The sequence below is a fragment of the Gordonia sp. GN26 genome, from assembly GCF_054823965.1.
Window position 1 is genome coordinate 1 of sequence record NZ_JSYC01000076.1, and the last position, 12678, is coordinate 12678.

Below are 12678 nucleotides of genomic sequence, written 5' to 3' on the forward strand. Positions count from 1 at the left end.
CGCTCGGTCGGCGCTACTCGGCCAACAGACTCGCGCCCCCCGCCGGCGGTTCAGCCAGAGCCCGCACCGAATCCGGCGGCGTCTCACCGGAATACGTGACCGGCTCGTCGTAGACCGTTCTCATCGGTACGACGCCGGTCCACTCCTCCGACTCGATACCCGGACCGCCGGTGCGCGCCTTCGCGATCCACTGACCGTCGACGATCGGCAACCGTAGGGCCACGGTCGCGGCGAGTTCTTTGCGGGTGGTCTCCCGCACCTCGGTGACGCGACCCGGAATGAGCTTGTCCGACAACACCTCCAGCGCCGACTTCGCGTCGTCGACCGGCTCGAGGGCACCCCGCACCACCGCCGACCGGTAGTTGGCGGAGTGGTCGAAGAGGGTGTCGGCGATGACGAGCCCGTCCATCACGAACACGGTGAACGTGACGGGCGCACCGGCCGCGACATGCCGCAGCGCCCCGGCGCCGGTCGATCCGTGCAGCAGGATTGCATCGCCGTCGCGGGCGAAGAGCATCGGTACCGACCACGGCAGTCCGTCGACGACCGTGCTCAGCGTGCCGACCTTCGCCTCGTCGAGGAGTTCGTCGAGTGCGGCGCGGTCGGTGGCACGGGCGGGCTTCCGGGTGAGCGCGTCGAGCGGAGATGTCATGGCGCCCATCGTCGGGCACGGTCGCCGCCGGCTCAACCGATATAGCCGCCATATCCCTGTGCAACGAGGACCGAAGCTGTCCGCAATGGTTCGTAACGTGATTTTCACCAGCACGAATGATCATCAACGACGAACCGGAGAACACCGTGAGCACCTACACCACCCCCGAACTCAGCGTCGACGTCACCGGCGAGAAGCATGAACTCCTCACCCTTCTGCAGGACCAGCGCAACATGCTCAAGGTCACCGCCCGCAACCTCTCCGACGAGCAGGCCCGCAAGCAGACCACCGTGAGCACGCTGACGATCGGCGCCCTCATCAAGCACCTCGCCAACGGGGAGGAGAACGCCGCAAAGGTCATCACCGAGCGAGACGAGCACGCCGAATTCGACATGGGCCGGGCGACAACGGAATACGAGCTGACCGAGGGCGAGACCCTTGCCGGCTGGCTCGAGGCCTACGACCGCAACGCGGCAGCGCTCGACCGCGTCATCGCCGACGCGGAAAGCCTGGACGAACTCATCCCCCAGCCCACCGCGCCGTGGGCGCCCGAACGCGAGTGGTCGACGATCCGCACGATGCTCCTGCATCTGCTCCGCGAGACCTCCCACCACTGCGGCCACGCCGACATCATCCGTGAGGCACTCGACGGCCAGACCACCATGGGCGCCATCTCCGAAGGGCAGGACTGGGCCGACGCGGAATGGATGCAGTAACTCACTCGATGGTCACCACGCGACTGTGCCAACCGGTGGCACCCTCCGGAATGGGCGGCACCCGCTCCTCCGGTTGCGTCGCGCCGGTGGCGTCGGTCGCGCGGCAGTACAGCGTGTGTCGGCCGGGCGTGGCGTCCCAGGTCCATGTCCACTGCCGCCAGGTGTCGGTTGAGTACTCGGTGGCGAGGTCGGCCTGGTTCCACGGTCCGTCGTCGACGCGGACCTCCACCGAACCGATACCCCGATGCTGAGCCCACGCGGTCCCCGCGACGACCACCGGTCCCGCGGACGTCGTCGACAGCGGTGCCGGCCGATCGATCCGCGACGCCGTCTTGATCGGTCCCCGCACGCCCCAGCCCCGCTGGGTCCAGTAGGCCTCCGCTCGATCGAAGCGGGTGATCTCCCAGTCGACGACCCACTTGCACGCCGACACGTAACCGTAGAGACCGGGGATCACCTGTCGCACCGGATATCCGTGCTCGAGGGGCAACGGTTCGCCGTTCATGCCGACGGCGAGCAGGGCATCGCGGCCGTCCCGGATCGCCTCGAGCGGACTTCCCGACGTCCATCCGTCGACGCTGGTGGCCAGCAACATGTCTGCGTCGGCGTGTACCCCGACCTCGGCGAGGATGTCGCGCATCGAGTAACCGAGCCAGCGTGCGTTCCCGGCGAGGTCGCCACCCACCTCGTTGGACACGCAGGAGAGCGTGATGATCCGCTCGATCGCGGGCATCGACTGCAGGTCGTCCCACCGCAGCGTCATCTCGCGGTCCACCATCCCATGAATCCGCAACCGCCAGTCTCCCGTGGTCAGCTGCGGGACCTGGAGCGCGGTGTCGATCCGGTAGAACTCGCGATTGCCGGTGATGAACGGTGTCGCACCGTCGATCCGCAGCTCGGTACCCATCGGGACCGGCCTGCTCGCAGAGGTCGTGCGCGGCAACCGAAGCCCCATGCGTTCGGCGAGAGCGCCACCGGTGTCCGCGGCGCGGCGGGCCAGGCCGGCGCACACCGCACCTGTCACGACGACGACCCCGACGGCACCGACGAACTGGCGGCGGGACCACCCCCCTGAGCGGGACGCTTCCTCTTCGGACTCGTCTCCGACGGCACTCCCGCGCCCCAGCACTACCAGCACACCGGCGGCCACCAGCCCCGCGACAACCGGCGGAACGACGTAGGACGCCTCCATCGTCGGGCGGGTCAACGCCGCAATCACACCGACGGCCGCGAAGGCCACGACGATCAGAACCCCGGCGGGAGGGCGCTTGACCTGCAACACTCCCGCAGTCACGGCGATCAACAGGATCACCAGCGCCATACCTGCCAGCAGCGCAGGCTTGTCCGCGGTTCCGAAGCGGTCTATCGCGAACTCGCGGGCGAAGGCCGGCGCATGGTCGACGAGGAACGCCGCGACCGCGCGATACGGGGACGCGAACTGCGCGATACCGACCGCGACGAGTTCGCCGACCGCCAGGCCGCTTGCCACCGCGACGACACCGGACACCGCTGCCCGCACCGACGACTCTTGAAAGACTCGCACCATTGAACTCCGTTTCTGTCGAGGGGAGTTCGCGCGTCGACAGCGCCCGGATTGGATTGATCCGGAATCGGACCCATCCGCGACCACTCGAGCCGCGAATGACGTCATGAGTTCGGCCGGATGGTCGGACCACGACCTACTAGATTGGATGGGCCATGGCCATCAAACGAATTCAGCGCCTCGTGGTCGCGGCGTCCGGGCTGGTGTTGACCGTCGGCGTCATCGCCGGATGTTCCAGCGACGACTCCGATTCGGGCAGCAGCACTTCCACTACCACCGCCATGTCGTCGATGAACAGCGAGTCCGCCGACGCCGCGAGCGGGCCGGTCGGCCCCGGTTGTTCGGACTACGCATCGGCGAATCCCTCTGGCGCGGGCTCGGTTTCCGGGATGGCCATGGACCCGGTCGCCACCGCGGCGTCGAACAACCCCGAGCTGAAGACACTGACGCAGGCGCTGTCCGGCCAGTTGAATCCGGATGTGAACCTGGTCGATACGCTCAACAGCGGTGAGTACACCGTCTTCGCCCCCACCGACGCGGCCTTCGCCAAGCTGCCGGCCGAAACCGTCGAGCAGCTCAAGACCGACTCGGATCTGTTGACCAAGATCCTTACCTACCACGTGGTTTCGGGTCAGGCGACGCCGGACAAGATCGTCGGTGAGCACAAGACCCTGGAGGGTCAGACCGTGACCGTGACCGGATCGCCGGACATGCTCAAGGTCAACGAGGCGAGCGTTGCCTGTGGTGGCGTCTCCACCGCCAACGCGCAGGTCTATATGATCGACGCGGTCCTGACGCCGCCTGCCGCCGAGTGATTCTTGATCACAACGGCTCGCGGACAACGGGTTACGCATCGCTGAACCCGTAACTCACGAGCGAGAAACATGCCGGTTCCCTGGATGAGGACACCCCTCGTCCAGGGAATCGGCATGAGCGCGTTCAGTACTCGGCCATCCCGCGCCAGCCGGGTCTCCCTGGCGCCGGAACAAACGGGCACATCTGACCCATCCGAATGTCACACGGTGTCGAATGCGCTTGTGAGGCTGCTGTTCGCAGCAGCCGAAACGTTGTCAGAGAGATTGGATCAACGATGATCAAGCGTGTTCCCCGTATCGCAGGAGCGGTGACCGGACTGGTCCTCGCCGTCGGTGTGATCGCCGGCTGTTCGAGCGACGATTCCGATTCGTCCAACGAAACCACCAGCGCAGCAACCGGTATGAGCTCGATGAGTGCGAGCGCCGCCGCCGATCCGGCCGCGAACCTCGTCGGCCCCGGCTGTGCCGCTTACGCCGAGGCCAACCCCTCGGGCCCCGCGTCCATCGCCGGCATGGCAACTGTCCCGGTCGCCACCGCCGCGTCGAACAACCCCGAACTCACCACGCTCACCGCCGCGCTGTCCGGCCAGCTGAACCCCGACGTCAACCTCGTCGAGACGCTGAACAACGGTGAGTACACCGTCTTCGCCCCGACCGACGATGCGTTCGCCAAGCTGCCGCCGGAGACCGTCGAGCAGCTCAAGACCGACAAGGACCTGCTGACCAGCATCCTGACCTACCACGTCGTCGAGGGCCAGGCGACCCCCGACAAGGCTCTCGGCGAGCACACCACCCTCGAGGGCAAGAAGCTCACCGTCAGTGGCGAGGGCGACAGCCTCAAGGTCAACGACGCCGGCATCGTCTGCGGTGGCGTCACCACCTCGAACGCCCAGGTGTACCTGATCGACGCCGTGCTGACCCCGCCGGCCTCCTAGGAACATTCACGCAGATGTCGCGTAACGTGCTGTGCTCCACCACGTTGCGCGACATCTGCGTTTCGGTGCGTAAGCCTCCGGCCCGGTGGCCGACCCCAGTCGCGTGATTCCGTTCACAGGCGCTGCCAAGTGTTGCATGATGACACCACCCAGGCATCCCACGGAGGAGGTCCATGTGACCGAGATCGACGCCACCGACGCCGTCCGTTCAGCCACTGATCCCGAGCCCAGCTCGTCGTCGACAACGGAGTCCCCGCTACGGGACGTCATCATCATCGGAGCCGGCCTGTCCGGTATCGACTGCGCCTATCGCCTGCGCGAGCAGAACCCAGATGCCGACTATCTGATCCTCGAACGCCGCCCCCGGATGGGCGGCACCTGGGATCTGTTCCGGTATCCCGGTGTCCGCTCGGACAGCGACATCTTCTCGCTGAGCTATCCGTTCGAGCCGTGGCGCAAGCCGGGTGCACTGGCCGAGGGCGAAGACATCCGGAAGTACATCGAACACACCGCGCACAAGTACGGCATCGCCGAGCAGATCCGCTTCGAACGGCACGTCCTGACCGCGGACTGGGATTCCTCGACCGACACCTGGACGCTGGGCGTCGAGGTCGGCGACGGTGCGAACAAGCGCACCGAGACCTACCGCTGCCGGTTCCTGCTCTTCGCGACCGGTTACTACGACTACGACCAGCCCTACACGCCGCGTTTCGCCGGCGCCGACGACTTCACCGGGCAGATCATCCACCCCCAGCACTGGCCGGAGGACCTCGACTACCGCGGCAAGCGCGTCGTCGTCATCGGCAGCGGCGCGACCGCCGTGAGCCTCATCCCCAACATCGCCGACGACGCCGCACACGTGACGATGCTGCAGCGCTCGCCGTCGTACATCTTCTCGTCGAAGCAGAAGGCCTACCTGGCACCCGCCCTCAAGAAGTTGCTGCCGCCGGCCGCCGCCCATCGGGCGATCCGCCTCCGCTATGCGACGCAGACCGCGGCGATCGTGCACCTCACCCACCGCTTCCCGAAGCTCGGGCGCAAGTTGATCCGCGCGAACGTCGCCGCGAACCTGCCCGACGACTATCCCGTCGACGTCCACTTCAACCCGACGTACAACCCGTGGGATCAGCGTATGTGCATGGTCCCCGACGCCGACCTGTTCCACGGCATCACCGAGGGATCGATCGAGATGGTCACCGACCACATCGACCGCTTCGACGAGACCGGGGTGCGCCTGACGTCGGGGAGGCATCTGGACGCCGACATCATCGTCACCGCGACAGGCCTGCAGCTGCTCGGATTCGGCGGGACCCGGCTGCGCATCGACGGTGACGAGGTGAAACCGCACGACCGGTTCGTCTTCAAGAGCCACCTGCTCGAGGACGTCCCCAACCTCGCCTGGTCGGTGGGTTACACGAACGCGTCGTGGACGCTGCGCGCCGACATGACCGCGCGATCCGTCGCGACCCTCGTGAAGTACATGCGCGAGAACGGTTACACGCACGCCTATCCGCATCTCGGGTCCGAACCGATGACGGCGCAACCGCTGTGGGATCTCAAGGCCGGGTACGTCGAACGGTCGCCCGATGCGCTGCCGAAGTCGGGCACCCACGGGCACTGGAAGGTGCGCCACAACTACTACCGGGACGCGCTTGATCACCGCATCAGCAAGATCGACGACTCGATGGTGTTCGGTCGGATCTGAGGACGGCTCCCTGGCCCGAACGGTTGTGTCGGGACCGTCGGCGGCCGCGTTACGCGGTGTGGTCCAAACGGTCGAGATTTGGCGGCAGATGTCCGATCTGTGCTGGTCAGGCCTTGCCGGGCGTCTGATGGGGCGCTGATACTCGAACTCGGCGAGCGCCTCTGCCCGCCACGACCGCGCCGGTGTGGCCGGCGCGTCGGCACGAGGAGTTCGCCCCGATGACCTACCCGCCCGGTCCCCCGACCCATCCCTCGACGCCCTTCGGTGCGATCCCTCCTCGGCCCCGCAACCGGCAGGCACTCACCCTCGTCCTCGGCGCGATCGTCGTCGTCCTGGCCCTCGTGCTCGCGGCGGGGATCGTCTTCGTGGTGAAGGCCCGCAAAGGGGACATCTACGTACCCGGTCTCACGCTCACCGCGGTCAACGATCCCGGCATCGACCCGTTCACCGATCCGGTCCTCGTCGCCGGGGCGGGGAACCTGCCCGCGAACGTCGCCCTCACGGCGAGTGCCGGGGCACCGGACATGGGCGGCCGGGCGGTCAACGGGACCGAGGCCGGCCTGTACGCGACCGGCGACACCATGGCCTGCGACACCGCGGCACTGAGCAACCGCCTGATGGCCGATCCGGCGACGGCCGCCGCTTGGGCGAGCGTCTTCGGGATCAGCACGGCCGCCATCCCGCACTATCTCAACACCCTCACCCCCGTGGTCCTCACCGCAGACACCTGGGTCACGAACCACACGTTCACGACGGGCCGGGCGGAGCCGTTCCAGTCGGTGCTGCAGCGCGGCACCTCGGTCTACGTCGACGCCGCCGGAGTCCCGCGCGCGATGTGCTCCTGCGGGAACCCGCTGGCGCCGCCTGCCGCGGCACCGCTCGGCGGTTATCGGCTCGAAGGGCAGCCGTGGCCCGGCTACCAGACCCGAGAGGTGACCCGCATCGCCTACAACAACCAGAACGTCACCGCGGTGAACCGCACGACGACGATCGTCCCGGGAGCGCCGACGCCCGTCGCGAACGCCAACGGCGGGTCGGTCCTGCAGCTGCTGAACTTCCTCACCGGCGAGATCATCCCGCAGACGCTGGGGGGAATCCTCGACCTGTCGGGTCTGCCACCACTCTCCGAACTGCTGCCCACACCGGCATCACTGAACACCCCCTTCACGGCGGCCACCGACGACGACGCCGAACGCAACGGTCTGCTCGAGGCCGGCAACCCGGTCGCCGCCCCGGCCGTCGAGGAACGTGCCGCCGAGGACAACGGGCTGCCGGTCGGCGCACCCGCCTCCGACTCACCTGCCGACTCGCCCGCGGAAGAGCCGGGCTCGGGCGTCCCGGGTTCGGCGGAGGTGCCGGCCCCCGGTTCAGCCGAGAACCCCGCGTCCGAGAACCCCGCCGTACCGAGCCCACCGGAGACAGCATCCGTCCCGACCTCCTTCAGCGGTGCCGGTGACCTGATCGGCAGCTTCGTCTTCGACGACGCGGGCCTGGCCGTCAGCTGCTCGGCCCCGGCCGGCGCGACCTCTGGCACCATTGCCCTGACCTGCAGCGACGGCGTGCCGCGATCGGTGAGTGCCGCAGCGCTGCAGCGGGCCGCTGTTCTCGGTGCGACCGACGCGACGGGCGTCTGGACGCTGGCGCTGTCGTCCCGGGCCGTCGTGGTCCGGTCCGCCTCCTGGACCGTCGCGCAGCCGGAGATCCCCCGGTCGGCACCACCGGCGGAGACGTCGACCGAGACGTACGAGGCGCCGCCGCCGGAGGAGACCCACACCGAGACACCCACCACCACAGAGCCGACCACCGAGTACGTCCCGCCACCCGAGGAGCCCTCCCAGGCGCCCGAGTCGCCGGCGGAGGTGCCCTACTCGTCACCGGCCGCATGACAAGGTTCCGCCTCTGACCTGGTACTATGCTTCCGGTCCTGGGAAATCCGTCTGCGTGATCAGCCGGGTGTCCCAGAGCGGGGTACGGTTCGAGCAATCGTTCAGCAATAGGTCTGATCAACCGACCAACAATGTCGCCCCGGTCACCTAACCTGAACCCCGAGACGGGTTCGCGGTCGTTCATGTCTGAGCCGGCTCATCCGGGCTGTCCGTTGACGAACCGACACCGCAGCCACCCGAAAGCACGCTTCACACCCTTGCACTGGGCACTCTCGATCTCAGCGCACGAGAAAGGAAGTCGACATGACGCCCGACTTCACCGTGGACTCGAACATCGATGACGCCTGGCGCACATTCCAGTTGCACGTCGGCGACCGTCTGGCCAACCTCACCCCCGGCTCGACGCTCACCATCCAGCAGGACCCCCTGATCCCCGAAGGCCCGCACGGCAAACTGCGATTCACCCTCACCGGGTCGAACCGTCTGCGCTGCACCATCGACGACACCGATCTGCACCCCACCGAGGAGTACTTCCTCGAGCATCTCGAGATGCTCGCCGACCTCGGCTGGCGTCGGCTGCGCAACGGCACCCACATCTACGAGGTGGGCCGCCGACGCGTCGACGAACTCGCCCACACCACGGTGGCCACGCTGCGTCGGGTCTGGGAGGTCGTGCACCCGGCCTTCCTCGACCACACCCCGGCCGCGCGCGCCGAACCGCAGATCGAGGTCGCGGTCCAGCCCTTCGACGACGACCACCTCCGGGCGCTGCTCGTCGGCTCGCTCGAGGACCTGACCGGGTGCCGGATCCAGACCGACGCCGACGGCGACATCGCCTTGCCGACCAAGCCCGTGTCGTCGTGGCTGAGCCCGCGGTCCGACGCCCCCCGGCTCGAGTTCTTCGCCCGCCTGGCCGGCGACATCCCCGATCGCAGGCGCGCTGCCGACATCGTGGCGGCCCAGCCGACGATGGGTTCGGCGGTGCGTGTCCATCTCCTGCAGGACGAGGTCTTCGCAACCCTGACCGTCGAGTGCGCGGTCTTCCACCCCCACAACCTGAGCTCCGCGCTCGCCGAGTGGTTCAGCTTCCTCGCCGACTGCGCACCGAACGTCATCGAGCAGATCACGCAGACTGCGGCGCCGACCCGGCCGGAGACCGACGAGCGCCTTCCGGATGCGCTGCAGACCCTGCTGGAACTCGACCCCGACGGTCGGTCGCTGTCCGCCCACGAGGTCGCCAAGATCTGCCGCTACAACCAGGCCGACATCCTCTCGTTCATCTACACCTGCGAGGAGCAGTACCTCACCTGGCGGCGTTCGGCGGCCGAGGCGGTCGCATCCGCGGACTCGACCGAGGCCGACGCATGCCGGCACGAGGCCGACGCCTGGCGGGCCACGACCCACAATCTGCGCGCCGCGCTCCGGGTGGTCGTGCTCTCCGACGACGACGTGCCCGACCGTCGTCCGACGGCCAAGTAGCCGCGAACCGGACACGACTCGTACACCTGGTGTTCTTCCGGTAGTCCACCCGGAGGATTACGGTCCCGTACACGAGCGCAGTGGTGGTCCGTGCGCTATATCGGTAGTGGGTCTCCTGCGGGCGGCCCCGCACGGCATCCCATCGGAGCACTGCATGACCCTCACCACCGACCGCAGCACGCTGACGTTCGCCTTCCCCGAACTGGGACCCGACGCCCGCCTGCATGTCGTCTTCCCGAGGACCCTGCGCGCCATCGATCTTCGCGACCGCACCGGGCTGACCGCCGACACCACGTTGCGGCTCGCGCACGGCTCACCGACCGGAGACGCCGACGCCGTGATCCCGATGTGGCAATCGGAAGCGACCTGGATCGACTTCTCCTCTCCGCATCAGCACCCGTTCCTGGTGATGGTCGGCGTGGACGGGATCAACGCGATCAGCGGGGAGCCGTTCACCGGGACGCCCGACTTCGCCGCCGACGACTACCTCGAGGTGCCGACGCAGCAGACCCTGGCCTCGTACCGAACGCTCTCGGGTGATCACCGGCAGTTCGTCGCCCCGTCGATTCACACCGGTGCGAGACCGGACCCGGGCGGGATTCTGGTGCAGCTGACGGTCATACCGATGCGGGCCGAGGCCTGGGCACGACGCCGCCGCCACACCTCTGCGAGCACCTGCGTCCTCTGCGACATCTCGCGGGCCGAACAGGCACGCGCACAGCCGCGGACCGCGGCGCCTCGGGTCATCGGCCCGCTGGAGTCCGCCGACACCTGGCATCCGACCCGCATGGGTTCGGCGGCCGTCCGGATCGTCAACTCGGTGATGTGGGAGTCGCTGACCGGCGGCTCACCATCCCACTCCCCGCTGACGTGTGCGGACTACATCGACCACCGACTTCCCTGGCACACGAGCTTCGGTGAGACCACCCGGCATTCGACTCCGCTCTAGATCTCACCCGGGTGTCAGGAAGGCGTCGTAATATTCGTGTTCCGCAGGTTCGCCGGCGGCCGCCAGCACGAGGACCCCAGCCCTAAGGAGTGCGAATGTCCCCCGATTTCGATGCCGTCGTCGAGGCGGCATGGCGGGACTTCACCGACACCCTCGCGGGCCGCGTGCCGCAGCTCGTTCCCGGACAGTCGCTGGCGATCGTGGAGGCCGCGGCCGGTGGCTGGCGCAGGCGGATGACGTTCGCCGTCGCCGACGAGGACCGGTTGCGCTGCACCATCTCCGCGGGAGACCTGACGTGGACCGACAAAGACCGGTGGATGCGGCAGGCCACCTACATCGTCGACCGCGGCTGGTGCCGCCTGGAGGGCCGCAGCGCCTTCTGTTACGAGGTGGCCGACGACCGTTTCGGTGACCTCGCCCGCGCCGCCGTGCGAGCGCTGCGCGAGGTGTGGGGAGTCATCCACCCGTCGTTCGTCAGCATCGGCGACCCGTCGTACGCACGGCACCATCTGGCCTCGGGGTCAGCCGACGTGGAGAACACCGACGACGCACCCGGGACCGACGGACACGGCCGCGAGTTCGGGACCCACGCGCTCGACCCCGAGACAACCAACGCCGACACCATCCGCTTCGCCTCGCTGGCACATCCGCTCGACGCCCCGGCCGAGAGCGGCGTCGTGCCGCAGTCCAAAGATCATCTCGTCGAACTGGTCCGCGCGGCGATGGCCGCGGCCGGCCGGCCGGTGGTGATCAGTCCACGCAAGGCCATCTTCCTGCGATCGTCGGGTACGTCATTGCTGCGGCCCACGCGCGATGCCCGCGCGCTGGAGATCGTGACGATCCTCAGTTCCGCGGTACCGCCGCCGTCGGTCCTGGGGATGCTGATCAACGAGTTCTCCCCGCGCTGGCCGGAGATCGCGGTCGTGGTCCGCAACGGCCTGGTCTACGCGCAGCGCCGCCTCGACGTGGCGGTGTTCAGTCCCGCCAACCTCGACGCCGCGTTGCGTCGCTGGGACCAGTTCGCCGCCACCGCCCGCGCCGAGATGATCGCCCGGCTCGACGGTGACAAGACGTCCACGCACCGGTGCCGCGGCGAGCGTCTCCCCGGGGTTCTGATGGCACTGCTGCGCCTCAGCCAGAAGCCGGACAACACGCTGTCGCCGACCACCGTTCTGATCGCCTGCCGCCGCGATCCCGAACGCGTGCACGAGTTCTTCGACATCTGCGCGGCCGAGATGCGTGAGTGGATGGACAATCTCGCCTCGGCTCGCAAGGCGGAGCTCGGCGAGGACGAGATCGCCTTCTGCGAGGCAGAGCACCGCGCCTACGCCGAGGTGGCGCAGCTGCTCCTCAGCGCCATGGAGCTGACCTGACGCTCAGTCGGTCGACGCGTAGGACAGGTGAACCACGCCGTTGTCGAACGACTCCGTCTCCACCAGGGTGAGCGGCAGGTCGACGAGGCCGTCGAAGAGGCGTGCGCCGGAACCGAGGACCACCGGATAGACCAGCAGGTGCAGTTCGTCGATCAGCTTGTCCCGCAGCAGGGCTCGGACCAGCGTGCCGCTGCCGCTGACGTACAGATCGTGGGAGTTCCTGAGTTCGCGGAGCCTTTCGGGGTCGTAACCGCCGATGACCTCGGAGTTCTGCCAGCCCTTCGCCTCGTGGAGCGTCGAGGAGACCACGTACTTGGTGGTGTCGTTGAAGAACGGCGCACCCGGGTCGTCGTCGACGGTCCGTTCCGACCAGGCCGGCCCGAACATCTCGAACGTTCTGCGACCCAACAGGATGCCATCACACGACCCGGTGATACCGCCCAGCACCTCACCCATCCGGTCGGTGAACCCGTGCGGCATCGTGAAGGCGGGGTTCTCGTAACTGCCGTCGAGGGTGACGAATTCGTGGACATGGATCTTTCCCATGGGTTGCTCCTGTGCTCGCGGTCTGGCTGTTGTCACGATGTCAGACCCGCGGTCCCACCGGAACTCATCGGTGGCCGGC

11 protein-coding genes are annotated in these 12678 nt (G+C 67.9%); 8 read left to right on the plus strand and 3 right to left on the minus strand.

Going from position 1 to position 12678, the window contains the following annotated elements; all coding sequences use genetic code 11:
- Positions 1-13: 13 nt before the first annotated feature.
- Positions 14-652 (minus strand): pyridoxamine 5'-phosphate oxidase family protein, encoded by a 639-nt coding sequence (locus OK17_RS15965; protein WP_461418033.1) that lies wholly within the window; start codon positions 650-652, stop codon positions 14-16.
- Between the two features lie 116 nt (positions 653-768).
- On the opposite strand from OK17_RS15965, the gene OK17_RS15970 reads away from it, so the two are divergent.
- Complete coding sequence (locus tag OK17_RS15970) at positions 769-1368, plus strand: DinB family protein (RefSeq protein ID WP_461418034.1); 600 nt, start codon at positions 769-771, stop codon at positions 1366-1368.
- A 1-nt stretch (position 1369) separates the two neighbouring features.
- On the opposite strand, the gene OK17_RS15975 is transcribed toward OK17_RS15970, so the two are convergent.
- Positions 1370-2914, minus strand: a complete 1545-nt coding sequence (locus tag OK17_RS15975; protein ID WP_461418035.1) for a molybdopterin-dependent oxidoreductase — start codon at positions 2912-2914, stop codon at positions 1370-1372.
- A 152-nt stretch (positions 2915-3066) separates the two neighbouring features.
- Here OK17_RS15975 and OK17_RS15980 point away from each other — a divergent pair, with 152 nt between their 5' ends.
- The 7 genes from OK17_RS15980 to OK17_RS16010 all read left to right on the plus strand — a co-directional run bounded on the left by OK17_RS15980 (position 3067) and on the right by OK17_RS16010 (position 12053).
- Entirely contained in the window at positions 3067-3726 is a 660-nt protein-coding gene (locus tag OK17_RS15980) for a fasciclin domain-containing protein (protein ID WP_461418036.1), read from the plus strand.
- A gap of 275 nt (positions 3727-4001) precedes the next feature.
- Complete coding sequence (locus OK17_RS15985) at positions 4002-4661, plus strand: fasciclin domain-containing protein (RefSeq protein WP_461418037.1); 660 nt, start codon at positions 4002-4004, stop codon at positions 4659-4661.
- Positions 4662-4836: 175 nt separating this feature from the next.
- A complete protein-coding gene (locus OK17_RS15990) occupies positions 4837-6366 on the plus strand; it encodes a flavin-containing monooxygenase (protein WP_461418038.1) in 1530 nt (509 codons plus the stop codon).
- Between the two features lie 218 nt (positions 6367-6584).
- Positions 6585-8252, plus strand: a complete 1668-nt coding sequence (locus OK17_RS15995; protein ID WP_461418039.1) for a DUF6777 domain-containing protein — start codon at positions 6585-6587, stop codon at positions 8250-8252.
- A gap of 303 nt (positions 8253-8555) precedes the next feature.
- Positions 8556-9731, plus strand: a complete 1176-nt coding sequence (locus OK17_RS16000) for a TY-Chap domain-containing protein (RefSeq protein WP_461418040.1) — start codon at positions 8556-8558, stop codon at positions 9729-9731.
- Between the two features lie 154 nt (positions 9732-9885).
- Positions 9886-10680 (plus strand): hypothetical protein, encoded by a 795-nt coding sequence (locus OK17_RS16005; RefSeq protein WP_232718457.1) that lies wholly within the window; start codon positions 9886-9888, stop codon positions 10678-10680.
- Between the two features lie 95 nt (positions 10681-10775).
- Positions 10776-12053, plus strand: coding sequence for a TY-Chap domain-containing protein (locus OK17_RS16010; RefSeq protein ID WP_461418041.1), 1278 nt, complete (start codon positions 10776-10778; stop codon positions 12051-12053).
- 3 nt (positions 12054-12056) lie between these two features.
- Here the strand turns inward: OK17_RS16010 and OK17_RS16015 are convergent, their stop codons facing one another.
- Positions 12057-12599: a dihydrofolate reductase family protein gene (locus OK17_RS16015; protein ID WP_461418042.1), complete on the minus strand. Its 543-nt coding sequence runs from the start codon at positions 12597-12599 to the stop codon at positions 12057-12059.
- Positions 12600-12678 lie beyond the last annotated feature (79 nt).